Source organism: Mycobacterium sp. URHD0025 (assembly GCF_000426065.1).
In the GTDB taxonomy this organism is placed as follows: Bacteria; Actinomycetota; Actinomycetes; order Mycobacteriales; family Mycobacteriaceae; genus Mycobacterium.
The window spans coordinates 131,145-155,077 of the sequence record NZ_AUEQ01000001.1 but is presented as its reverse complement, the minus strand read 5'-3'; the positions used below and the strand labels follow the sequence as shown (position 1 = coordinate 155,077).

The following is a 23,933-nucleotide window of genomic DNA, read 5'->3' as shown; positions in this document are numbered from 1 at the left end:
GAGCGGGTGTCCGCGAGTGCAGAGCCCAGGGTTCTCAAGCACCAGGTTGTCCGCGCGCAGCTGGAGCGACTGCTCGACGACCTTGAGGTCGGAGACTCGTTTCCGGCCGAGCGGGAGATCGCCGAGCGCTTCGACGTCGCTCGCGAGACCGTACGCCAGGCGATGCGAGAGTTGTTGTTGGCTGGACGTATCGAACGTCGGGGCCGGACCACCATCGTCGCGCGGCCCAAGATCCTGCAACCCTTGTCCATGGGTTCCTACACCGAGGCGGTCAAGGAACAGGGCCGCACCGGCGGACGCATCCTGGTCGGCTGGAGTGATCTGATCGCCGACGATGTCCTGGCAGCGCAACTCAACATCGAAATCGGCGCACCCATCCTGCAATTGGAGCGGGTCCTGACCACCGACGGCATCCGGGTGGGCCTGGAGACCACGAAGCTGCCGGCCGCGCGGTATCCGGGACTGCGAGAGACCTTCGACTACCGCGAGTCGCTCTACGCCGAGATCCGCAGCCGCGGAATTCGCTTCGAGCGGACTGTCGACACCATCGACACCGCGCTACCGGATGCCCGGGAATCGGCACTGCTGACCGTCGACAGCCGCACGCCGATGTTTCTGCTCAATCGAGTGTCCTACGACCAGAACGGAATTCCGATCGAGCAGCGGCGCTCCCTGTATCGGGGTGACCGGATGACGTTCACTGCGGTGATGACGGCTTCGTAGTTCGGAGGTAGCGGCAATCGACCCCCGCCCGGTCGCCGGGCGAGGGTCGATTGGGTCGGTGCTACTTGGCATCCCCCGATGTTCCAGCACCGGCGCGGTGCTTGCCCGAACCACTGGTGCCCGCATCGGATTTGGCGGTGTCCGCCTTGGTCGGCTTGTCGGGCTTGCTGAAGGCCTTTTTCACTCCCTCACCAATCTTGTTGACGGTGGCTGAGATCCCGTCGCGGACGTCTGACGCTGCCTTCGTGACTGGCTTGTTGGCAGAGCTGAGAGCATCGGCTCTATCTGGCGTCGCGACGAGGCTCTTGCGGACGAGCGGAACCGCTGCCTCCTTGCTGGGCTCAGGTGGTGCGGTTTCGGTTGTTGCGGAATCAGCCGGAGCTGTTACGACAGCGGTCGTCGGGGCCGCCTTGGCCTTCGGCTCGATGGGAGCCGGATTTGTCGACAGAGTTACTGCGGTGGCGGCGGCAGTGTCCGGAATGGTCGACGCTGACGCCAACGCGGGTGTTTCGGAAGTAGAGGCGAAAGGCGCTGACAGAATGCTGGGTGACGCGGGTTCTTGCCACCCGATCGCCTTGGCAATTGTGAGGCGGCTTTTCAGCAGAGTTGCGAAGAGTCCATCGCCGATTCCGGGCGTGTTGGGTGGCGAACCAGGTGGAGGCGGGCCGGCAACTGTGAAAAGCCCCGCGTAAGCGCCGCCGCCAATTGGATCTCTATATCCATTGAAGAGTGCATCCGCGACTGTTGCTGGCATGGCGACCAGCGCATTGACTGCACTCAAGGGATCGCCGGCGGTGATCGCATCCACGACCGCTTGCGCGCTGTTACCAGCTGCGTAGCTAGTCCCAGTCACGTTCATCAGAGCGCTGAGGCCTAGGTTGGCTATCACGCCCACAAAGGATGGGCCGAGAGACGCGACTGCGTTGGCCAGATTTTGGGTGATCTCGACCGGGATGCTGAAGACGTTCAGCATCGGGAACCCGGCGTTGAATGCCAGGGCGAATATCGCCGATCCGAATGTCTCTGCTGCACCGTACATATCGCCGGCCACCAGCTGATTGGAGAACTTCTGAAGGGATGTCGGCAGCGTGGTCGTCAGGAAGGTGCTGAGTCCGGCTCCCGCCGCTTGGAGGGACGTACTCAGCGTTTCGCCATAGCCCGACCAGTTGGCGACGATCTGCCCGAGGATCGGTGCTGGGTTATCGGCAACGAGGCCGCCGAGTGCCAACAAGCTCTCGGGCGTATGCGTGAACAACTGTGACCACGCCGCGATGGGGTCGACGGCGGCAGTGAGTTGGACTGCGGCCGAGGACGCCCGCGTTAAGGCTTCGTCTAGTTGAGCCGGTGGTGGGGCTAGAGGTGTTACGGCGAGGACGCCGGCAGTGGCGAGCGCTACGCCAGCGGCCGCGTAGGGGCTTAGAGCGCGTTGCAACGGGGTCTCCTTGTTGTTCGGACTGGGTATCGACGATGGGCCGACGGGCGAAATGTAGTCCGAGCGTGAAGCCGTTGTCTGCACTTTTTTGAAACACGTTTCAGTGTCGGATCGTGCAGTTGTGAATTATGTTTCGCCGTGTTGCTGGGAATCGCGCATAGCGGCCGTTGGTTGAGTTAAAAATGCAGTTGGTGTGGTTGGAAGGTGCCGCCTCACATGAGCTCCGGGCACTCGACTGGTTTGCCAGTTGGAATATTTTGAAGATTACTGCCCGTAGTGGCTGACTCTTAAAATTGGACGTCTGATTGTTCCGCGTGCGTTATGTCCGAAATGTCGGCTAACTATTTGGTCGGCGTGAGGAGGGCCGCTGCTGAGGCCCTCAGCGGCCGTCGCGGTACGCCCGGGGCGGCACCCCGACGCGACGGCGGAAGGCCGAGGAGAAATGGCTTGGGCTGGAGAAACCCACCATCACACTGATTGCGGCGACGGTATGCGACGTGTGTCGGAGCAGCGACTTGGCACGCTCGAACCGTAGATCGAGCAGGTGCTGATACGGCGTGGTGTGAAACGCGGCGCGGAAGGCTGTAATGAACACCGCCACCGGCATATTCGCCTGGCGGGCAAGTATTTCGAGGGTGATCGCCGAGTCGATGCTGTCCTCGAGGAACTCGACGATCTTGGAGCGGGTGGCGGCATCCAGCGTGTCGAGCCTGCGCTCGCCTTGCGGCGGAGGGTTCGCCGCGCACATGTTGGCGATCACCAATTTGAGGGTTTCGCCCACCGAGTCGGTGAGAAGCCGTGCGGCGGCGTCGTCACGATCGGCGACGGCGTAGATGCGCTCGACCATCTCATGGATGAGCGGATTGCGGTGTTTGATGCGCGGAATCAACGTCGTCGCACCGAGTAGGTGCTCCGGCACGGCGATCTCGCAGAATTCCGCGGTATCTCCTTCGACCAACGCCGCGCATTTGTTGCCGGCGGGCACCACCCACATGTCGCCGACCTTGGGCGGCGCGCGGCCCGAGGGACCCCAGTCCAGGTCGGTCTCCATGGAGCGCAGGCGGCCGGCCCGGTGCACGAACAGCAGGTGTGTCGTCGAAGCAGCACCACTCGGTCGTGGTGTGGATCTGTTCGGTGGCGAATTTGACTGACATGCCGCCGGTGGCGACTTCTCTCTCGCCCAACACGATGCGGCGGGCCTGTGGCCGGTCGTCATTCCAGGGCTTCATCGTCACATGCGGACCTCCTGAATAATCTACGTTTGCGTCAATCTGGGCAGCACAGTAGTGACAGGATCTGGTTGATGAGATACTTTCGATTCAAAAATCTGATCTGTCCATCGAGAAAATCACGAGTCTGAGCGTCTGGCTCCACATGGGAGCACTCCATGTGCATTCATTTCGCGCTATTGACTTTCGATAGGTTCAGTCGAAAACTCAATCCGAGCGGATGCTGGCTGGGGGATGGTTGTGTGTGGTGTGTCGATCCCGTTTGCTGTGGGAGGAGCTGTGCGCAAGAGATGAAGCCCTGGGATGGCGATCGGCCGTTGACGCCGCGCATCGTGTTGCAGCACAAGGCTGTTGCAGCGCGCGGTCTGGCATTCGCGTTCGCGACTGAGCGGATATCAGCTCCCACGGACTGGTGCAGTCACGACGACGTCCACCATCTGATGTACGTATATCGCGGTGGGACAATGCATTCGATGCAGACCGCACTCGATTGGGGGTCACCCGGCCAGGTGCCGAGGGTAGGTGACATCTGGTGGAAGCCCGCCGGTATCGCCTGCGCGGCACTGGTTCAAGGAGATACTGCCGGATACTGCGAGATCGTTGTCCCAGTCGGACTATTGGGCGATACCGGTCTGATTCCTCGTGTCAAGTACCGCGACCCTCTGATGCACCACCTCGTCGAGCAGCTCTACAGCGTCGCTGATCGCGATGATCCAATGGCGCGGTTGCTCACCGACTCTGCCGCCGAGACCATGCGGTTGCTGATCAAGGACAAGTGCTCCGAGGCTCCGGCTGTCCCCTGTGAACATCGTCGCTTGAACCCCGCAACTCGAAAGTTGTTGGTGGAATACCTCAATGACAGCCTGGACGCCGAGATTCGACTGGACACGATGGCGCGGTTGGCGGGGATGTCGGTCCAGGGATTCATCGGCGCGTTCCGCCGGGATTTTCATACCACGCCGCATCAGTACCTACTCGACCTGAGGATCGACCGCGCCAAGGCGCTACTGCTGGACACCACGGTCGGTATCGCCGAAATCGCCGCATCAGTTGGATTTTCGACGCCGGGCCATTTTGCCACGGCGTTCAAACACCGTGTTGGCATCTCGCCCAGCACATACCGGCGCCGTTTGTGATCAACGGTCGCGGTAAGCCCTCGGTGATACCCCGACCCGGTGACGAAACGCGGTGGCGAAGTGATTCGGCGTCGAAAATCCCACCATCGCACTGATTTCGGTGACGGTCCGCGACGTGTTCAGCAGCAAGGTCTTCGCGCGGTCGATCCGTCGGTCCATCAAGTACTGGTAGGGCGTGGTGTGGAACGCCGCCCGAAATGCCTTGATGAAGCTGCCGACCGACATCTTCGCCTGTTGCGCAAGCGTTTCGAGCCTGATCTCGGAGTCCAGGCTGTCTTCCAAGAACTCGATGATTCTCGATCTCGTGGCAGCATCCAGGGAGTCGGGCCTGCGCTGAGTCTTGGGAGGTGGCGCTACCGCGTAGTTGTCGCTGATCAGCAGACGCAGGGTTTCCCCGATCGAGTCCGTCAGCAGGCGTGCGAGCGCATCTTCGCGCTCGGCAACGTCGTGGATGCGCTCGACCATCTGGTGGATCAGCGGGTCGTGGTGTTTGACGCGCGGGATGAGCGTCGTCTCGCCGAGCAGGTGATCCGGGACCGCGATCTCGCAGTACTCGGCGGTGTCGCCCTCGACGAGTGATGAACACTTGTCGCCGGCCGGCACCACCCACACGTCGCCCACGCTCGGCAGTGAGCGGCCCGACGGCCCCCAGTCCAGATCCGTCTCCATCGAGCGCAGGCGGCCGGCCCGGTGCACGAAGATCAGGTGGCGGGTGTCATCAAAGCAACACCAGTCGGTCGTGGTGTCGATCTGCTCGGTGGCGAATCGCAGGGACAGGCCGCGGGTGGCCACGGCCGTCTCGCCCAACACGACGCGGCGGGTAAGGGGCCGATCCTCATTCCAGGGCTTCAGCGCCACACCAGACAACTTCCTGCACGATTTGCGGCTCCGTAAATCTCGACAGCAGCGTAGCGACGGTAGGCCCGGCGGGTGGATGTTTTTGAATTGAAGTGCCCGTCGGCGACGGAAAAGTACTTCTTAGAAAGCCGGCGGCTCCGTGACCAATTCGTGACCTTTGACCTGCGGGAACACGCCGCAAATGTGCTTGACAGTCATTTAAGGAAACTCTCAGAACAGGGTAGGGGTTGCTGCAACGGCAGATAAGTACCCGTATGGTGCCCGTGTGGGCCGACACGCATTAGCCAGCCCCAGTCAGCGCAAACTGCCGGCTGTCGCGGCTGCACTCATGGCGCCGGTCGCTGCATTCTTCGCAGGCGGCAGTGCTGTCTCTTCATCCCCCTTTTCCGAGGCCGCCAAACCTGTCGCCGCACCCGCGCCGACCCAGGACGCGCCATGCTGCATGGAAATCGTGGCCGCCCCTGGCGCGTCCGCATCGCCTGCCGTCGCGCAAACTGTGGGCCTCAGCGCCGACCAGGCGCCACCTGCGGCAGCCTCACGCTGGCGCGTCATCAACATCCCCCAGCTGTTGCCCGTCGGCATTGCGCCCGAGCGCGGCCTACAGGTCAAAACCATCCTGGCCGCCCGCAGCGTTCACGCCGACTTCCCGCAGATCCGCGAGATCGGCGGCGTCCGCCCGGATGCGCTCCGTTGGCACCCCAACGGCCTGGCGCTCGACGTGATGATCCCCAACCCCAGCAGTTCTGAAGGGATCGCGCTCGGCAACCGGATCGTCGCCTATGCCCTGAAGAACGCCGATCGGTTCGCGTTGCAGGACGCCATCTGGCGCGGCACCTATTACACGCCCGACGGCGGCGCGAAAGCAGGCGGCTACGGGCACTACGACCACGTGCACCTGACCACCAAGGGTGGCGGCTACCCGACCGGTGGCGAGCTCTACCTGCGCTGAGTCCGCGTTCGCCCAGCGTGTCCCGTGATCAGGACTGCACGCTCCGTTTAGATTCGCGTGGTGGCGCGCAGAATGTCGTTCCGCCGGGCCCGTTCTGTGATGAGCGCGGAGATCGCCGCCATCCGTCGCACCGATCCTGACCTCGACGCCGGTGACATCGCCGGATTCACCTTGCCGATCCTGGTACGCGCTCTGGGCGTGGTGGCCATCGGCGTGGTGCCGCTGCTCGTGGTGCGCAATGGGGAAACCGCGAACGAGCAGCTGGTCCCCGTCATCGGCTCTCTGGCACTGGTGATCATCTGTGCGGCAGTGGTCGCCTGGTTGATCTCGATCGTCATCTCCGGGCTGGTGGTGATGATCCTGTACCGGACCCGGCCGTCGTCGTCCTCACGCCTGGTGATGCGCATCCTGACCGACTCCTTCATGCGCATCGACGACTCCACCTCGGCACTGATGCTGCTCGCCCTGCTGGCCGGCCTGCTGTCCCTGGCGTTCGGACTGCCGACGCGCAGCGGCGATGAGTTGGCCAACTCGGTGCTCGACGATCTGCTGGCCGCCCAGATCGGCGTGCTGCTGGTGGCGTTGGGTTTCGCGTTCATCGCCGAATCGATCCGATCGGCCGCCGACATCGTCGACGACCAGTCGCTGCTGTTGGCCTGGCCGTGGGCGCTGATCATCGCGTGCGTGAGTTGGGTGCTGGCCACCATCGCCGGACCGTTCGAGGCGACGCGGATGCTCACCATCCTGTTGCACGAATGGCTGCCCGCGATCGTCGATGGTCAGCCGAGCTCGCAGGCCATCGCCGAACTGGTTCCGCCGTCCGCTCGGTGGTGGGTGGCCTTCGGCCCGCTGCCGATCATCGCCGCGATCTGGGCCTATGAGGCATACCGTCACGGCGGATTTGTCGCCATCCGGCGGTTTTTCGAAGACGATGAGCGTGCCGCAAGTTAAGCATTGAATTTCAGGCATAACGGCTTAACTGGCCCATGCCGCGGATGCCATCGTGGCTATGCATCATTTTTCGGGCATAGGGGTGGACATGGCTGTCCCAAGACGAACGAGACCGTCGATGGACGCACCTATGCCTGAAATTGCACGCATAGGGCGACTCTTCGCCGAGCGCCGCGTCACGCTGCGCCTCACACAACAAGCCGTCGCTGACTCGGCTGGCGAGACCCTATGGCGCTTCCCTCTTTGGTCTCGCCGACCGACTCTCTCGCGCTAACTTCTTCGATGCCGGCGAGCGCCTTGGTATCAGGGCACGTGCGACGACCAGATCGACGAACTTGTTGACGCTGCGCACGACTGGCCGGACAAGTGTGTTCAGATCGGTTACGACGACCGGCAGACAGAGCTTCTGGCGGACATGCTGCGGACGAGACTGGGCAGCTTGAAATAGGACTGGTCCTGGGGTGTGTCCGTGCCGAGTTTCGCGAATCGGACCTTGTCCGTGACAAATCAGGTATCTATGTGTCCCACAACACCATTCATTTTGATTAGAGGTGCTCTACGTCTAGGATTCAAGCCACATACTGGCAGTAATCCTCGGCGTAAGTGCTTCCGGGGTTGAATTGGCTGCGCCTGGGCCAGAGACCGCTGCGACGCACCATGGCCGGCGCCTTGGTTCTGCCCGATCTGTCAGACGCGACCTAGTCGTCCTCGGGTTCTGCTTCGGGTTCGGCGTCGGGCACGTCGCGTCGTCGCGCGAACATCAGCACGATGTCACGGATCGGCGCCTCGCGCCGGCCGCCCCATTCGGGGCCGACGGCGTAGTTGGCATCGGTGGCGACGAACCGGTATCCCGGCAGGTCCCGTTGCGGAGCGAACGGAAACTTCATGTGCCACAAGCGATCTGCGACGGCGACGGCGGCGTCTGGGGGCATCGGCCGGTCGATCCCGAGCGGGATGCAGATGTCCTGCGTGTGGATCAGGATGTCCAACAGCGGATCGACCTCTTTGGTCAGGGGCGGGCGTTTACGCGACCCCGCCATGGCGCGCAGTCGTGCAGTGATAGCGGCGGGGTCGGACGGGTCTTCCAGCGCCGCCCGGCGGACCATCGCGTCGAACCGGAAACCCGACTTGAGCGCCGCCGGCAACATCTCGCCGATGCCGGCATGGGACTGCGTGATGTGGATCGCGACCTCGCGCACAGTCCAGCCCGCACACAGTGAGGGTGTCGACCACTGGTCGGGTTGGAGGGTATCGAGGAGGTCGGCGAGGTGCCCACGCTGTTCATCGACGTTGCGCCAGATCGTGTCGGAGTCCATGGCCGCTCCTATCGTCAGGATTCTCCTGAACAAAGTAGTCGCGGTGGACAACACTCTGGCTCAGCACCGGGTGCTGGGCCAGAGAGTCGGCGTCCGTCAGTCGGTCGCGAACGCGGCCTGCGCCTCCCGGTTGAGGTCGATGTACTTCTCCTCGCTCACATCGACCGCGACGCCCTTGATGGTGCCGCCAGTGAATCGTCCCGGGTTCTGGTAGAGCGACGACACGTTGTCGCCGCTGTCGAACCCGACGCACAACCCGTCACCGGCGAGGGTGAACTTGCCGGACTGGGCCCGCATCGGTCCCTTCGCGGCCTCCTTGCCATCCACGTAAATGGTTGTGGTTCCTAGGGATTCGCCGTGTTCGCCCTTCTTCTCCCAGACGAACTCCATGCCCAGTGCATGCTTTCCTTCCGGCAGGGGGCCAGAGACGAAGACCTGCTCGGGTTTGATGCCCAGGAAGTTGTACACGTAGTGCAGCTTGTTGTCCTTGATGAACAGCGAATGCCCGCCGAAGCGAGAGCCGTGGGCGAACAGCACGCCCTGGGCGTCCTTGGTCATGTCCACATCGGCGATGATCTTGTAGGACCGGCCGCGGATGTTGACCGCCACCCCCTCGGGCACCGGCGCTGTGTCCGGGTAATAGAGGTAGCGGGTGCGGGGCGGCTCGAACTGCGGGCGCTCAATGGTGATCAATTCGACCGGGACGCGGTCGTCGAGGGGCAGGACATAGTTGTTCTTGGCCTCCTCGTTCCACGCGTCGATCAGATCCTTGAGCTTGTCCGGATTCTGATCAGCGACGTTCTTGGCCTCGGAGCGATCCTCATCGACGTGGAAGAGCTCCCATTTGTCCTGGTCGAAATGGCCCTTCCCGCTGATGGGCGCATGCAACGCCGACGCCTTCCAGCCGTCCTGCCAGATCCCGCGGGTGCCCAACATCGCGTAGTACTGCCGCTTCTTGCTGGTCGGCGCCTCCGCGCCGTCGAAGCTGTACCGCATCGACACCCCGTTGACCGGATACTGCTTGATGCCGCGGTACTCCTCCGGCATCTTGATTCCCGCGACGTCGAGGATCGTCGGGACGACGTCGGTGGCGTGGTGGTACTGATGACGCACCTCGCCCCTGGCCTTGATGCCCTTGGGCCAGTGGATCACCATCGGATCGCATGTCCCGCCGGAGAACTGGGAGTAGCGCTTGAACATCTGGAACGGTGTCGAGAACGCCACCGCCCAACCCGTCGGATAGTGGTTGTAGGTGTCGGGAGTGCCGAGCTTGTCGAGCATCTTCATGTTCTCGGCAAGGTCGTCCGGGTAGCCGTTGAAGAACTTGTTCTCGTTGACCGAGCCGTTCGGAGAACCCTCACCGGACGCACCGTTGTCGGCACAGTAGAAGATGACGGTGTTGTCCAACTGCCCGGTCTGTTCCAGGTAATCGACGACCCGGCCGACCTGGGCGTCGGTGTACTCGGAGAAGCCCGCGAACACCTCCGCCATGCGTGAGAACAGTTTCTTCTCGTCGGGGTTCAGGGAATCCCACGGCCGCACCGCATCGGCCTCCGAAGCCACGTCCCCGGGCAGTGGATTGATTGGGGTCAGTTCGGTGCCCTTGGGCATGATGCCTTTGTCGATCATCCGCTTGAGCACCCACTCGCGGTACGCCTCGTACCCGTCGTCGAACTTGCCCTTGTATTTCGCCGAGTACTCCTCGGGGCTGTGGTGCGGCGCGTGGTTCGCGCCCGGGCAGAACCACATGTACCAAGGCTTGGACGGGTTGCTGGAACGCTGATCGCGCAGCATCCGGATCGCCTGATCGGCAAGGTCTTTCGACAGATGGTAACCCTGCTCGGGGGCGTACGGCTGGTCGATGAACCGGTTGTCCTCCGTCAGATCCGGATACCACTGGTTGGTTTCCCCGCCGAGGAAGCCGTAGAACCGGTCAAAGCCCTTCTGCAGCGGCCACTCCGATTTGCTGCCACCGCTGGAGACATCCTCTTCCGGCACGTTGTGGTCCTTACCGACCCAGAACGTGCTATAGCCGTTGTCCTGCAACACTTGGCCGACGGTCGCGCATTGTGCCGGCAGTCGGGCCGCCGCTCCCGGGAAGCCGTCGGAACCCTCGGTGATGCTCGCGAACCGGTTCACATGGTGGTTGCGGCCGGTCAACAAGCATGACCGGGTGGGCGAGCACAACGCCGTGGTGTGCCACTGCGAATAGGTGAGTCCGTTGTCTGCCAGCTTTTGCAGGGTCGGCATGTTGATCCGGCCGCCATACGGCGACCAGGACGCCATCCCAGTGTCGTCGAAGAGCACCACCAGGACGTTCGGTGCGCCCTCCGGTGCATGCTTGAGCTCGAAGGGCTTCCAGTCGGGCTTCGAATCACGAACGTCGAGTTCGATCTTTCCGTCGAAGCCTTCGTTGATGCCGGTGCCATAGTCCGGCGGGCCGGCGTGTCCGCTGGCACTCGGCTTTCCGGCCTTGTCGGTGTCGTCACAGCCGGAGGCCAGCGCACCCACGGTGGCCGCACCTACTCCGGCGGCTGCGATGCCCCCGAGCATCGAACGTCTCGACAGTTTGCCGCGCTGAACTCGGCCGATCTCGGTCATGTCATCGTTGTTCGATTCCATGTTGGCCCACACTATTCCTGAACCGGCTCACCGTCCGGACAAATCGCGGAACAACGTCGGAGAAGTCCAGAACCGTTGCGCGCCAAGTCAAGTCAGGTGTCCGGAAATCACCCCTTTCGGGTGAGATCCCTACAGCGGCATCGGACGGTTCAGATCGTCGGCATTGTCGTCGGTGAGCAACTCATGGAAACTGCGCAAAGCCGACGCGCACGCGGCGCGCTCCGCAGGATCGAGACGGTCGAGCACTCTGCTCAGTTCCCGCCGGCGGCGGGTTGTGATCTGACGGACGAGCTTGCGACCGCGGTCGGTCAGCGACAGCGTGACGACACTGCGGTTGGTGGGATCGGAGCCGCGGACCAGATGGCCGGAAGCGTCCAAACGGTCGGCCAGGCGCGTCACCGTCGACCCGACGACGCCGAGCGCCTGGGCGCATTCCGTCGACGTCGACTTCCCGCGTTCCTGCAGTACGAGTAGCAGTCGGAACTGCGGAAGCGAGATCTCGAGTTGATCGACGCTGCGCAGGGCGACGCCCACCAGATCTCGGGTTGCCACCTCGAACGCAGACAACTCGTCGACGGGAGTTCGGGTCATATCGTGCTGCGCAGCGCTGCCCATCCAGCGAGTATCCCACGCAAAGCCGAAGTGGTGGCTGTGAACTTTCAGCGTGGTCGTGGAGCCGGGTCCGACGTCGTGCTGTGCGAGTGCGTAGCATCGTTGCCTTCGAAAGCGCTTTCCGCCAAAGGAATTCGTAACGCCCATCAGTCGGAGTGGTGCGCGAATGGATTCATTTGTTGAAGCGCAACGCTTTCGAATCGTCGGATCTGTCCAGCTCCCAGGCACATACTGAATGGCGTGCGGCTGAAGGCATGGCCTGGGGTGGTGTGGAGATACGTGCGCAGTGCCCCGCTGACCTATGCCTGGCTGGCGGTCCTGCTGGTCACGACGATCATCCAGCGCCAGACCCATGGGCGGGCGCTGCACGACCTTCTGGTCGAGAGCTCGACCAACATTCACCACCTGGAAACCGACCCGCTCTACGTTTTGTTCACGAGCTTGTTCTGGATCGATGGCAAGTTCTGGACGCCGTACCTGGTGCTGTTCACTCTCATTCTGGCCCCGGCCGAACGCTGGCTCGGCCAAATTCGTTGGTTGGCAGTCGGTTTGATTTCCCATGTGCTGGCCACCTACATCAGCGAGGGCGTGCTCTACCTGGCGATCCACGATCATCTGGCTCCCGAGCGGCTGGTCCACGTCCGCGATGTGGGAGTGAGCTACTTTCTCGCCGGAGTCGGTGCCGTGCTGGCATATCGCATGGTGCGGCCGTGGCGGTGGGTGTACCTGGCTGCGGCGTTTGTCTACTTCGGCTCCGCGCTGGTGAGCGCCATCAACTTCACCGCTATCGGCCACGTATCGGCGCTGCTGATCGGGCTGTGCTGTTATCCGCTCGCACGCCGACGGGTCGGAGGCTCGCCATCGTCGGTTTCTACCGCAGGGTCGTGACGGGCGGCGATCAACCGCCCGGGGGTAGAAACCCGCGCGCAGTCGTCGTCCCGCCTCACTGCCGCGGCTGGGACAGCAGTGCCACCACGGCATCGGTCAGTGCCGTGCGGGCGACCTCGAGGTCCGACGTGAAGCCCATCTGACGTTCGTTGCTCAGGCCCCGGATGGCAGCGGGGAGCAGGCACCGCACCCGGTACAGCTGATCCGGATCGAGGTCGAGGCCGTCCATCAGATAGTCGAAACCTTCGATCCAGTCATGTTCGCGCGCCGCGAAAGCGGCTGCCGTCCGCGGATATTCGGCCGCGATGTCGGAACGACGTGGCGGCAGCGAGGTGCGCAGTGCGGTCAGCGCCCGCCCTTCAGTCGTGTCCAGATATGTCCAGACAGAGTCGACGGCGACCACCACTCGCTCACGCAAGGTGCCCGTGCGCGGCGGCCTTTCGTTGGATGACCAACTGCGGGAATGGATCTCGGTGATCACCGCCACCCACAAGCCGTCCAGGTCGCCGAACTGGTGCTGCACCGTACCCCAGGTGACGCCCGCATCCTTGGCGATGCGATTGGCCGACACCGGCTCGCCACCGCTCTCGGCCAGACAGCGGATGGCGATGTCGAGCAAGCGGGCCCGGGTCTCGAGGCCGCGCTTGTTCAGCTTGGTGCCCGCGGCCGAGGTGACTGCGGTGGGAACCGCCGCGCGCCACTGCTCCCGAGCGCGGATGGCCTGCGGAGATTCGCGGGCGTTCAGGCGAATCGCCCGGGGTTCGCCGCCACGGCACGCCGCAGCGTCGGCCGATCGGCCCGGTACGCCCGCACGACGGGTTCGAGTTCCTGCGGACTCGCGCCGTGCATGATGACGGAATGCACACCCAGGTCGTACTGCCGGGCGATGGTTTTCGCGCAGTCCTGCGGTGATCCCTTGGCCACCGAGTCCAGCCACTCCGTGGGGATCAGCTCGGCGATGCGCTGCAGTGTCTCGAACGAGGCGCTCGCATCGATGGGCCCGGCAGTGGCCGCATCGGTGAACAGTGCTGACTGCCTGATCCGGTCCCACACCGCGCGATCCCAGCCATTGGCCCCGACGAGCACGTCCGGGTAGGCCTGCAGATAAGTGGCCAGCCGGCCGACGCCGCGGCGCAACCGGTCGTCCTCCGACAGCGCGTCCGGGACCGTCGCCAGGCACGCCCAGATGCGGACGCTGTCGGGATCCTTGCCCGCGCGTTCCGCGCCCCGGCGCACCGCCGCGACCGACGCCGTCGTCGCTTCATCGGAGAAAAAGGTATGGAGCACAACGAAATCGCAGATCTCCCCGGCGAGTTCCATCGTCTTGGGACCGACCGCCACCAGACCGATGGGTGGGCCGTCGGCAAGACCGCTCACGTGGCGCAACAGCGGCCACTTCCCGGCCGGCCCTTCGTGATTCACGATCATCTCGCCGGCCCAGAGCCGGCGCAGGATGCCGAAGAAGTCGCGAAGCCGGGCCTCGGTCACCACGGGCAGGCCGATCGCCTGCCAGTACGCCGCCATCCCGCGCCCGAACGCCATGGCGAAGCGACCCTCAGTGAGGGCGTGCATCGTCGATCCCACTGTGGCGGTGACCGTGGGGTGGCGGGTGTGGTAGTTGGTCGACGGCGCGATACCGAGGCTGGTGCTGCAGCCCGCCACCGCGCCCGAGAGCACCGCCGCGTCCTTCACGGTGAAACGTTCACCGATGTGGCACGACCCCAGGCCCAGCGACTCGGCCATACGCGCTTCGGGCAGGACCACCCGGACGTCCGCGGGGTGGCGCGTCACGGCGTAGTAGCCGAGTTCGTTGAGCTGGTCATCGGGGTGGTTCGTGCTCATTACTTGCCTCTCGTGCCGTGGACGCCTAGCACTGTCGACCACTGGGTCTCCAATTGTCAATGAGGGTTCTCAATGAATGGATTGTGGCGCCGTTCGAGTACGGAGTTCGGCTACGGGTGACGCCGCGGTGATCGACCATCCGCACAGTGTCGGTTCCAGCCCGACTGGGTCTGTAGACCTGCGAATGAACCGCCCGAAACGGCGATTAATCAGGCGTAGTGTCCGGCCCATCGGTTCACAAAGGAGCCAACATGACCGCGACCGATCAGGACTGGACCAAGCCCGCCGCCATGGCGATCCCGAAAGAGGGATATTTCGAAGAAGAGCGGGGGCGATACGGACCAGTTTTCCCGCGCACTCCGGCGTGCTACGGCTTCACGATCATCGCGAAGGTCATACCGGGTCGCGAAGAGGCGATCCGCGAACACGGGAGAACTATTCAGGCCGCAGTCGAGAAAGACCCCACGGTTCTGGATCCGCTGAAGCTGCATTACCTGCGGTGGCAGCTGTTCAATATCGGCGAGGACCTCTATTTCCAGTACCAGGGCATCTTCGACACCGACTTCGACAAGTACACCGAGGATGCCGTTCAGCTGTTCGGCCAGTCGGGTATCGCGACCACCTTTGAGAACCTTGAGGGTTTCCCCGAGGACTGGCGAGAGCGTCCCGAGGGGTTCGTGCAGTTCGTTCGGGAACACCACGTGCCCAGCTTTCTGGAGTACGGGGAGTATCCCTACGTCACTTCAATCGAGATCAAGAAGGCGCTGCGGCTGAAGGATGCGTTCTCCGACATGCTTGACCAGATGCAGTGAGCGCTCGGGGTGGCGAGTGCACGGGACCGATGCGGGACGCGCCTCCGAGCGAATCGACGTTCAGCAGCATTCGCCCGGTCATATATGGAGCCGATGACGGGAATCGAACCCGCGTATTCAGCTTGGGAAGCTGATGTTCTGCCATTGAACTACATCGGCATGGTGCTGACGAAGGATAGCAACTGAGCCCTGCTTCCGGGTAAGGCGGGCGGACATCCTCTCGGTGAGTCTAAGAAATTGACGCCGGCTCGACCCTCGGGTGGTGACCGCCGATTGGCGAAGCCTCCCGACGCGGCCGACGGATCGATGCCCAGCGGGGACCCGGAGCCTGGACCGGCGTGGCGAAACACAAGACCCCAGAACATGATTCCTGTGAACGCGCCACCCTGAGAGTCCTGTAAATCCTCGGGCCGCAGTTCTCAGGCGCGCTCTCTACCGTCGGTTGTCGTGGGCTCCATCCGGTGCTGCATGGAGCGAACAGGCCCGCACGTCGGGCCGAATCAATCGAGGGATCCAGACCCATGGAAGTTGTTATCGGTATTGCCATGACCTCGCGCGACGCCCGGCTCCTCCTGGTGGAGGGCACCCATGGCGACGGCGCGGTGATCGACCACGATTCGCTGGACGCAGACACCAACGCCGGCGTCGAGCACCTGGGCTTCCGCGAGCACGTCGTCAAAGCGGTGACCGATGCCCGCGCTGCCGCACCAGCCAACGGGTACACCGTTGTCCGTGTCGCTCTGACCTGGACCGATGAGGTGGCCGACGAGGCCAAGCTGGTCCTCGACGCCCTCGAGGAGCTGGGCGTCACCAACGTCGCGGTCATCGGCGGTACGGACGCACTCGAAGCGGCCGCCGAATACACCGTTCAGATCGCTGACTGCGACTCGATCGCCTTGTGCGTGGTCGAACCCGAGGAGACCATGCTGGCCGTGATCGGCGCCGAGGGTGAGGACGGCACCCGCCGGTTACGCAGCCGCCGTCTGGACGGAACCGACCAGGCGACTGCAGTGCTTGCTCTGCGCGGCGTCTGCGACAGCTTCCCCGAGCCGGTTGGCACCGTGGCCATTCCCGGGTCCGCCCCGGACGCGGAAAGCCTTGTCGAAGAGGTCAATTCGGTGATGTCGCGACCGGTTGCGCTCGGTGACGATGCCGCCTTGCTGCTGGCGCGCGGTGCGCTGATCGCCAGCGCCGACATGCGCGACGATGTCGCGCCACAAGCCAACCGCGACCACCTGATGCACACCTGGTCCATGGTTGTGGCGACTGCGCTGTTGATCGTGGCAGGTTCGGTGTTCCTGGCGATCACCGTGCACGGAGGCCCGCGGCCGCAGGCGTCGGCCCCGGCTGCCCACGCCTCGCCGGCGCAGCCCTTGCTGCCCGCGCCCGATGCCAGTCCGGTGCCGACGGGGCCGCCACCGAATCCGCTGATCGAGTCCCTCAACGGCCAGCAGATCCACACCGTCGCGCGCAAGGTGCCTGTGCGGACACCTCCGAAACCCGCGACGGTGCCGCCGTTGCCGCAGGTGGTCCGTCGGTAACCGATACGCTCGTCGGGTGCTGCTCTCCGATCGAGACATCCGGGCCGAGATCGCCGCGAAACGCCTTGCCATCGAGCCGTTCGACGATGCCCTGGTGCAGCCGTCGAGCGTCGATGTGCGGTTGGACAGCCTGTTCCGGGTCTTCAACAACACCCGCTACACCCATATCGACCCGGCCAAACAGCAGGACGAGCTGACCAGCCTGGTCGAGCCCACCGAGGGTGAACCCTTCGTGCTGCACCCGGGTGAGTTCGTGCTCGGCTCCACGCTGGAGGTGTGCACCCTGCCCGACGACCTGGCCGGACGCCTGGAAGGGAAGTCCTCGCTGGGCCGCCTCGGGTTGTTGACGCACTCGACGGCCGGGTTCATCGACCCTGGCTTCTCCGGGCACATCACGCTGGAGCTCTCCAACGTCGCCAACCTGCCCATCACGTTGTGGCCGGGGATGAAGATCGGCCAGCTGTGCCTGCTGCGGCTCACCAGTCCGGCCGAGCACCCATACGGCAGCGCCAAGGTCGGCTCGAAATACCAGGGTCAGCGTGGGCCGACCCCGTCACGGTCGCATCTGAACTTCATCAAGTCCTAGGCAGCGCCCGCGCGGGCGAGGTCGGCGTGCGCGTGTGCCGTTTTCTACCTGTGGGCTGTGGAAATTGCCGGTCGACGGCCCAGGTGTGGAAAACGGCGACGCCAGGGGACCGAGCACACCCTGTAGGCCGGCGAGCGCGTGCGCCGTTTCCCACGTGTGGGCTGTGGAGATCGCCGATCGACGGCTCAGGTGTGGAAAGCGGCGACGCCAGGGGACCGAGCACCCTGTAGGCCGGCGTGCGCGTGTGCCGTTTTCTACCTGTGGGCTGCGGAAATCGCCGATCGACGGCCCAGGTGTGGAAAACGGCGACGCCAGAAGCCAAGAGGCCCGCCCGTGAACTTTCAGTAACCACACCGCAACACGAAACACGGCTGAAACACGCTTGCCGCTTGGCTGAAACGCGCGCCCGACATTCTCGTCGAGACCAAAGGAGCTCGACGTGCCCGAAATCGATCCGGCCGCCACAGCGTGGCTTCTCGCCAGCACCGCGCTGGTCCTGCTGATGACCCCCGGCCTCGCCATCTTCTACGGCGGCATGGTCCGCACCACCGGCGTGCTCAACATGATCATGATGAGCTTCATCTCGATCCCGCTGGTCACGGTGGCCTGGCTGCTGGTCGGTTACACCCTGGCGTTCTCCGATGACGCCGGCGGCGGTCTGATCGGCGGTCTGCAGCACTTCGGCATGCTCGGCATCACTCCCAGCACGGCGCACGGCGCGGTTCCCGAGCTGCTGTTCGCCACCTTCCAGCTGACCTTCGCGATCATCACCGCCGCGCTGGTCAGCGGGGCCATCGCGGACCGCGCGAAGTTCGCCGCCTGGATGGTGTTCGTCCCGCTGTGGGCGGTCGCGGTGTACGCCGTCGTCGCCCACTGGGTCTGGGGCCCGGGCGGCTGGCTGGCCGGCCTCGGCGTTCTCGACTACGCCGGCGGGCTCGTCGTCGAGATCGTCTCCGGCTCCTCGGCCCTGGCGCTGGCGCTGCTGCTCGGTCCTCGCATCGGCTTCAAGCAGGACGCGATGCGCCCGCACAACCTGCCCTTCGTGCTGCTGGGCGTCGGTCTGCTGTGGTTCGGCTGGTTCGGCTTCAACGCGGGCTCGGCGCTGGCCGCCAACGGCACCGCCGCCGCGATCTTCCTCAACACCCTGGTCGCCGGCTGCCTGGGCATGCTGGGCTGGCTGACGGTCGAACAGATCCGCGACGGCAAGCCCACCACGTTCGGCGCGGCGTCCGGTGTGGTGGCAGGCCTGGTGGCGATCACCCCGTCCTGCGGCACGGTCAACACTCTCGGTGCGGTCGTCGTCGGCCTGGCGGCCGGAGTCGTCTGTTCGTTCGCGATCGGCCTGAAGTTCCGGTTCGGTTATGACGACTCGCTCGATGTGGTGGGCGTGCACTTCGTCGGCGGTGTGGTCGGCGTCCTGCTGATCGGATTCCTGGCCACCGAGGTGATGACCGCGGGTCCGCAGGGCCTCTTCTACGGCGGCGGTCTGACCCAGCTGGGTAAGCAGCTGCTGGCTGTGGTCGTCGTGGCGGCCTATGCGTTCACGATGTCCTACGCGATTGCCAAGGCGATCGACCGGTTCATGGGATTCCGGGTGAGCCCCGAGGACGAGACCACCGGCGTCGACTTCACCCAGCACGCCGAATCCGCCTACGCCGAGGGTGTGCACGGGCACCTGCCCGCCCGCCGGCCCGGGCTGTTCGGCGGGACGCTGGGGCAGATGGGACAGCCGGGTCAGATGGGCCAACTCGGGGACCGCGGACAGCGCCCCGATCCGGCCGAGGAAGACACTGCGGGATGAACCGGCCGGCGCTCTTTGTCGTAATGCCGAGTAGGGTCTAACTAACCGGCGCCGGCGCGCACCATGCCGTCGCGGTCCGACCGGAATCTGGCGCTGTAGCTAACGGGCGCAGGTGTAACGATGCAGCTGGTTACACCGATGAAGGTTCTAGTTGTCGGTTCGTGCGGAATGTGTGCGCAATGGCGACAAATGCAGTGCAGCAAACACATTGGAGGGCTCGGTGGACATCGTATTGGGTGTGGCGATGGCACCTACAACGGTCCGCATGGTGCTGGTCGAGGGGGAGAAGGCCGACGGAGTTACCGTCGATCACGACGTCTTCGACGTCACCGCCGGTGGGGATTCGGCAACCACCACGGCGGCGGATCAGGTGGTCGCCGCCATCCTCGGAACCCAGGAGAGCGCCACCTCGGGTGGGCATCATCTGAAGTCGATCGGCGTCACCTGGACCGACCATTCCGACGCCGCCGCACTGCGCGACACACTGTCTGCGCACGGCATCGACGACGTCATGTTGGTCTCCGAAAGTCATGCCGCCGCGGCGCTGGCCCAGGCGGTCGGCCGCGCGGTCGGGTACGACACCACGGCGCTGCTGTTCATCGACCGTGACGCCGCGACGCTGTCGGTGGTCAAGACCGACGACGGCTCGGTGGTCAAGGTGTTGAGCCGGTCTCTGCACAGCACCGACGCCATGGCCGTGCTCACCGATATGGCCGCCGCCGTGGCCGCCGCCGATTCCGCGCCGCAGGGCATGTTCGTCCTCGGCGCAGGCGTCGACGTCGCGTCGGTGAAGGCGCATCTGGAACCCCTGGTGTCGCTTCCGGTCAGCGCCCCGGACGAGCCCGAGATGGCACTCGCCCGCGGTGCCGCCCTCGCATCGGCCAACGCTCCGGCGTTCGAGGCCACCACGGTCGGTCTCGCCTACTCGCAAGACCCCGACGGCACCACCGCGGGCAGCGCCTACGCGCTGGCCGGCCTGGCCACCGAGATGGCCCCCGTCGGCGCCGATGCGATCGACGGGGTGGACCTCGTCGCCGACGAGATGCCACTCGACGAGGAACGCAAGCCGTTCCTGCTGGTGGGATCCGCGTTGACGTCGGTATTCGTGGTCGGCGTTGTGGCCCTGGTCATTTCGCTTGCGGTGAGCATCCGGCCGACAGTCGATCAGCGTCCCTCGCCCGCACAGGGTGCGGTCGCGCCCAGCGCTCCGGCCCAGCTTCCACCTGCTCCCGCACCGGAAGCCCAGCCCGCACAGCCGGCAGCCCCGCCACCGGCCCCGCCGCCGGAGACCATCAAGGCCCCGATACCGGTGGTGCAGGAAGCTCCGGCCCCGGCCCCGCAGGCGCCGCCGCGCACGGTCTACGTCGAGCAGCCCGCCGCGGCCCCGCCGCCTGCCCCCGAGGCGCCGGCTCCGGCTCCCGAGGCTCCGCCGCCTGCGCCGATCCCTGTGGCACCGCCTGCGCCGATCTACAACCCGCCGGCTCCGTACATCCCGCCGCTGGTCGTGCTCCCGCCCCCGCCGCGGCTGCCCGGCCTCTTCCGTCCGCCGTGGGAGCCGCCGCAGCGCCAAGAGCCGCAGCGCCCGTGGGATCCGCCGTCGCGTCACGAACCGGAGACCCCGCAGTGGCCGGGCTCGGGTTCGGATGACTGGGGCCCGGGATCGGGTTCGGGTCCGAGCTCGGGCTGGAACCCTGGCCGGTCCAGTGGCTCCGGCGACTGGAATCCCGGTCGGTCCAGTGGCTCGGGTGACTGGAATCCGGGTGGCTCAGGGTCCGGCGATTGGAATCCCGGTCGTTCCGGTGGTTCGCGCGGCTCGGGCAGTGACGGCGGGTCGATGTGGCCCTTCCCGTTCGGCGGCCACTAGCCCCCGCCACCAACCGTTACCTGACGTTGGTCTGCCGCTCAGTGTCGCGTAGCAGCTAGCTCATCATCGGCGCCTATTCAGGCAGTATGCGATGCACCGTTTTCGGCACCGGCTATCTGGGCGCGACACATGCTGCGGGCATGGCCGAGCTCGGCCACGAGGTGATCGGGGTCGACATCGACCCGGGCAAGGTGGCCAAACTCGCCGCCGGTGACATCCCGTTCTACGAGCCCGGCCTGCGCAAGGTGTTGAACGACAACCTGTCTGCCGGGCGGCTGCGGTTCACCACCGACTATGACGAGGCCGCCGATTTCGCCGACGTGCACTTCCTCGGCGTGGGCACCCCACAGAAGAAGGGCGAATACAGCGCCGATCTGCGCCACGTACACGCCGTGATCGACACACTGGTGCCGCGGCTGCGCCGGTCCGCCGTGATCGTCGGCAAGTCCACCGTCCCGGTCGGCACCGCGGCCGACCTGGCGGAGCGGGCCCGCACGCTGGCACCCGCGGACGTGGACGTCGAGGTGGCCTGGAACCCCGAGTTCCTTCGCGAGGGCTACGCCGTGCACGACACGCTGCACCCCGACCGCATCGTGGTTGGCGTCCAGCAGGATTCACTGCGCAGCGAGGCGGCGGTGCGCGAGCTCTACGCCCCGCTGATCGACGACGGGGTGCCGTTCCTGGTCACCGATCTGCAGACCGCGGAACTGGTCAAGGTTTCGGCCAACGCGTTCCTGGCCACCAAGATCTCGTTCATCAACGCGATCTCCGAAGTGTGCGAGGCCGTCGAAGCCGACGTGACCCTGCTGGCCGATGCGTTGGGCTACGACCCGCGGATCGGACGGCGATTCCTCAACGCCGGCCTCGGCTTTGGCGGTGGCTGCCTGCCCAAGGACATTCGCGCATTCATGGCCCGCGCCGGTGAGCTCGGCGCCAACCACGCGCTGACCTTCCTGCGCGAGGTCGACAGCATCAACATGCGTCGCCGCACGGCCATGGTGGAACTGACCACCCGGGCCTGCCGGGGATCGCTGTTGGGCGCCAACATCGCCGTCCTCGGCGCGGCGTTCAAACCCGAATCCGACGATGTGCGTGATTCGCCCGCACTCAACGTCGCGGGCATGCTGCAGCTGAACGGCGCCGCGGTCAACGTGTACGACCCCAAGGCGATGGACAACTCGCAGCGGGTGTTCCCCACGCTGAACTACTCCACCTCTGTCGTCGAAGCCTGCGACCGGGCCGACGCAGTGCTGGTGCTCACCGAGTGGGCCGAGTTCGTGGACCTGGACCCCGCCGAGCTGGCTGACACGGTGCGCGTGAAAGTCGTTGTGGACGGCCGCAATTGCCTGGACGCCCAGCGGTGGCGGGATGCCGGATGGCGGGTCTACGCATTGGGACGCCCGGTCGCCGCTGTTTGACGCTTGTAGAACAAATTCCGCGGTCGTAGGCTCGGGCCATGCGGGAACGAATCCGGTGGATGGCCCTGCACGGGGTGGTTCGAGGCATATCCGCGTTCGGGATGCGCCACGGTGATCCGCAGGCTCGGCTGATCGCCGACCCGGCGGTGCGGGCCGACCCGGCGCCCTTCGCCGACGAGATGCGCCGCCGCGGCCCGATCGTGCGCGGCCGCGCGCTCCTGATGACCTTCGACTACGACGTGGCCACCGAGCTGCTGCGCTCTGACGACTTCCGGGTGTCGCGGCTCGGCGGAAACCTGCCGAAACCGCTGCGCTGGGTCGCGGACAAGACCGACACCGGCTCGCTGCACCCGCTCCTACCACCGTCACTGCTGGCGGTGGAACCACCTGATCACACCCGCTACCGCAAGCTCGTCTCCTCGGTGTTCACCACCCGCGCCGTGGCCCGGCTGCGTGAACGCGTCCAGGAAACCGCCAACGAACTGCTGGACGCGATGGACGGCGACGGCGTGGTCGACATCGTCGGCCGGTACTGCGCGCAGCTGCCGGTCGCGGTGATCAGCGACATTCTGGGTGTGCCCGACGCCGACCGGCCCCAGATCCTGCGCTTCGGCGAGCTCGGCGCGCCCAGCCTGGACATCGGACTCACGTGGCGGCAGTACCAGGAGGTCAACTCGGGCATCCGAGGATTCGAGAGCTGGCTGACCGATCACCTGCGTCAACTGCGGCGCAACCCCGGTGAGGACCTGCTCAGCCAGATCATCCAGGCCTCTGACGCCGGCGCGGCCGGAGAACCGCTCAACGAGGCGGAACTGCGGGCGCTGGCCGGTCTGGTGCTTGCGGCCGGGTTCGAGACGACGGTCAACCTGCTGGGCAACGGGATCCGCATGCTGCTCGACCATCCCGAGCACCTGCAGACCCTGTCCGCCCGTCCCGAACTGTGGCCGAACACGGTGGAGGAGATCCTGCGGCTGGACTCACCGGTGCTGATGAGCGCCCGGGTGGCGCTCGTCGACACCGAAGTGGCCGGAACCCCGGTGCAGGCCGGGGAACTCGTCATCGTGCACCTCGCCGGTGCCAACCGGGACCCGGCGGTGTTCACCGACCCGCACCGCTTCGACATCGAACGGGAAAACGCCGGACGGCACCTGTCGTTCTCCGGCGGCCGGCACTTCTGCCTCGGCGCGGCCCTCGCCAGGGCCGAAGGTCAGGTGGGCCTGCAGACCTTCTTCGACCGGTTCCCGGACGCGCGGGCGGCCGGCGAAGGCAGCCGTCGCGAGACCCGCATCCTGCGCGGCTGGTCGACTCTGCCGAACACGCTCGGGAAGGCACGCACAGCGGTAAGTTCGTGAC

20 protein-coding genes and 1 tRNA gene are annotated in these 23,933 nt (G+C 65.2%); 12 read left to right on the top strand and 9 right to left on the bottom strand.

The window, feature by feature from the left end; all coding sequences use genetic code 11:
* The first annotated feature begins 6 nt into the window (after positions 1 to 6).
* Positions 7 to 723 carry a GntR family transcriptional regulator gene (locus H977_RS0100720; RefSeq protein WP_029106060.1) on the top strand — a complete coding sequence of 239 codons (717 nt, stop codon included), beginning with the start codon at positions 7 to 9 and terminating at the stop codon, positions 721 to 723.
* 61 nt (positions 724 to 784) lie between these two features.
* Here the strand turns inward: H977_RS0100720 and H977_RS0100715 are convergent, their stop codons facing one another.
* Both H977_RS0100715 and H977_RS32195 read right to left on the bottom strand, forming a co-directional pair.
* Positions 785 to 1,954, bottom strand: coding sequence for a hypothetical protein (locus H977_RS0100715; RefSeq protein WP_155946450.1), 1,170 nt, complete (start codon positions 1,952 to 1,954; stop codon positions 785 to 787).
* A gap of 580 nt (positions 1,955 to 2,534) precedes the next feature.
* A complete protein-coding gene (locus H977_RS32195; RefSeq protein ID WP_353586956.1) occupies positions 2,535 to 3,206 on the bottom strand; it encodes a helix-turn-helix transcriptional regulator in 672 nt (223 codons plus the stop codon).
* Positions 3,207 to 3,857: 651 nt separating this feature from the next.
* Here H977_RS32195 and H977_RS0100705 point away from each other — a divergent pair.
* Positions 3,858 to 4,520 carry a helix-turn-helix transcriptional regulator gene (locus H977_RS0100705; RefSeq protein ID WP_231395832.1) on the top strand — a complete coding sequence of 221 codons (663 nt, stop codon included), beginning with the start codon at positions 3,858 to 3,860 and terminating at the stop codon, positions 4,518 to 4,520.
* On the opposite strand, the gene H977_RS0100700 is transcribed toward H977_RS0100705, so the two are convergent.
* Positions 4,521 to 5,378, bottom strand: a complete 858-nt coding sequence (locus tag H977_RS0100700) for a helix-turn-helix transcriptional regulator (RefSeq protein WP_051288496.1) — start codon at positions 5,376 to 5,378, stop codon at positions 4,521 to 4,523.
* Between the two features lie 265 nt (positions 5,379 to 5,643).
* On the opposite strand from H977_RS0100700, the gene H977_RS0100695 reads away from it, so the two are divergent.
* Complete coding sequence (locus tag H977_RS0100695) at positions 5,644 to 6,327, top strand: VldE C-terminal domain-containing protein (RefSeq protein ID WP_029106056.1); 684 nt, start codon at positions 5,644 to 5,646, stop codon at positions 6,325 to 6,327.
* A gap of 72 nt (positions 6,328 to 6,399) precedes the next feature.
* Positions 6,400 to 7,278, top strand: a complete 879-nt coding sequence (locus tag H977_RS0100690; RefSeq protein WP_029106055.1) for a hypothetical protein — start codon at positions 6,400 to 6,402, stop codon at positions 7,276 to 7,278.
* Positions 7,279 to 7,976: 698 nt separating this feature from the next.
* Here H977_RS0100690 and H977_RS0100685 read toward each other — a convergent pair.
* The 3 genes from H977_RS0100685 to H977_RS0100675 all read right to left on the bottom strand — a co-directional run bounded on the left by H977_RS0100685 (position 7,977) and on the right by H977_RS0100675 (position 11,831).
* Positions 7,977 to 8,594 (bottom strand): maleylpyruvate isomerase family mycothiol-dependent enzyme, encoded by a 618-nt coding sequence (locus H977_RS0100685; protein ID WP_029106054.1) that lies wholly within the window; start codon positions 8,592 to 8,594, stop codon positions 7,977 to 7,979.
* 96 nt (positions 8,595 to 8,690) lie between these two features.
* Positions 8,691 to 11,216 carry an arylsulfatase gene (locus H977_RS0100680; RefSeq protein WP_029106053.1) on the bottom strand — a complete coding sequence of 842 codons (2,526 nt, stop codon included), beginning with the start codon at positions 11,214 to 11,216 and terminating at the stop codon, positions 8,691 to 8,693.
* Positions 11,217 to 11,345: 129 nt separating this feature from the next.
* The gene (locus tag H977_RS0100675) at positions 11,346 to 11,831 is read right to left on the bottom strand and encodes a MarR family winged helix-turn-helix transcriptional regulator (protein WP_036474733.1); all 486 of its coding nucleotides are present in this window, start codon (positions 11,829 to 11,831) and stop codon (positions 11,346 to 11,348) included.
* 243 nt (positions 11,832 to 12,074) lie between these two features.
* Here H977_RS0100675 and H977_RS0100670 point away from each other — a divergent pair, with 243 nt between their 5' ends.
* Complete coding sequence (locus H977_RS0100670; RefSeq protein ID WP_029106051.1) at positions 12,075 to 12,716, top strand: rhomboid-like protein; 642 nt, start codon at positions 12,075 to 12,077, stop codon at positions 12,714 to 12,716.
* Positions 12,717 to 12,771: 55 nt separating this feature from the next.
* On the opposite strand, the gene H977_RS0100665 is transcribed toward H977_RS0100670, so the two are convergent.
* Both H977_RS0100665 and H977_RS0100660 read right to left on the bottom strand, forming a co-directional pair.
* Positions 12,772 to 13,335, bottom strand: coding sequence for a TetR/AcrR family transcriptional regulator (locus tag H977_RS0100665; protein ID WP_036474731.1), 564 nt, complete (start codon positions 13,333 to 13,335; stop codon positions 12,772 to 12,774).
* A gap of 122 nt (positions 13,336 to 13,457) precedes the next feature.
* Positions 13,458 to 14,558: a TIGR03857 family LLM class F420-dependent oxidoreductase gene (locus H977_RS0100660; RefSeq protein ID WP_029106049.1), complete on the bottom strand. Its 1,101-nt coding sequence runs from the start codon at positions 14,556 to 14,558 to the stop codon at positions 13,458 to 13,460.
* Between the two features lie 251 nt (positions 14,559 to 14,809).
* Here H977_RS0100660 and H977_RS0100655 point away from each other — a divergent pair, with 251 nt between their 5' ends.
* A complete protein-coding gene (locus tag H977_RS0100655) occupies positions 14,810 to 15,370 on the top strand; it encodes a hypothetical protein (protein WP_029106048.1) in 561 nt (186 codons plus the stop codon).
* A gap of 85 nt (positions 15,371 to 15,455) precedes the next feature.
* On the opposite strand, the gene H977_RS0100650 is transcribed toward H977_RS0100655, so the two are convergent.
* Positions 15,456 to 15,529: transfer RNA gene (locus H977_RS0100650), tRNA-Gly, on the bottom strand.
* A gap of 362 nt (positions 15,530 to 15,891) precedes the next feature.
* On the opposite strand from H977_RS0100650, the gene H977_RS0100645 reads away from it, so the two are divergent.
* The 6 genes from H977_RS0100645 to H977_RS0100620 all read left to right on the top strand — a co-directional run bounded on the left by H977_RS0100645 (position 15,892) and on the right by H977_RS0100620 (position 23,932).
* Positions 15,892 to 16,911: a DUF7159 family protein gene (locus tag H977_RS0100645; protein WP_502691122.1), complete on the top strand. Its 1,020-nt coding sequence runs from the start codon at positions 15,892 to 15,894 to the stop codon at positions 16,909 to 16,911.
* A gap of 16 nt (positions 16,912 to 16,927) precedes the next feature.
* Positions 16,928 to 17,497, top strand: a complete 570-nt coding sequence (dcd, locus tag H977_RS0100640; RefSeq protein ID WP_029106046.1) for a dCTP deaminase — start codon at positions 16,928 to 16,930, stop codon at positions 17,495 to 17,497.
* A gap of 439 nt (positions 17,498 to 17,936) precedes the next feature.
* Positions 17,937 to 19,298: an ammonium transporter gene (locus tag H977_RS0100635; RefSeq protein WP_029106045.1), complete on the top strand. Its 1,362-nt coding sequence runs from the start codon at positions 17,937 to 17,939 to the stop codon at positions 19,296 to 19,298.
* A gap of 220 nt (positions 19,299 to 19,518) precedes the next feature.
* Positions 19,519 to 21,162, top strand: a complete 1,644-nt coding sequence (locus tag H977_RS0100630) for a DUF7159 family protein (RefSeq protein ID WP_029106044.1) — start codon at positions 19,519 to 19,521, stop codon at positions 21,160 to 21,162.
* 86 nt (positions 21,163 to 21,248) lie between these two features.
* Entirely contained in the window at positions 21,249 to 22,580 is a 1,332-nt protein-coding gene (locus tag H977_RS0100625; protein ID WP_029106043.1) for a UDP-glucose dehydrogenase family protein, read from the top strand.
* Between the two features lie 38 nt (positions 22,581 to 22,618).
* Positions 22,619 to 23,932 (top strand): cytochrome P450, encoded by a 1,314-nt coding sequence (locus H977_RS0100620; protein WP_029106042.1) that lies wholly within the window; start codon positions 22,619 to 22,621, stop codon positions 23,930 to 23,932.
* Position 23,933 lies beyond the last annotated feature (1 nt).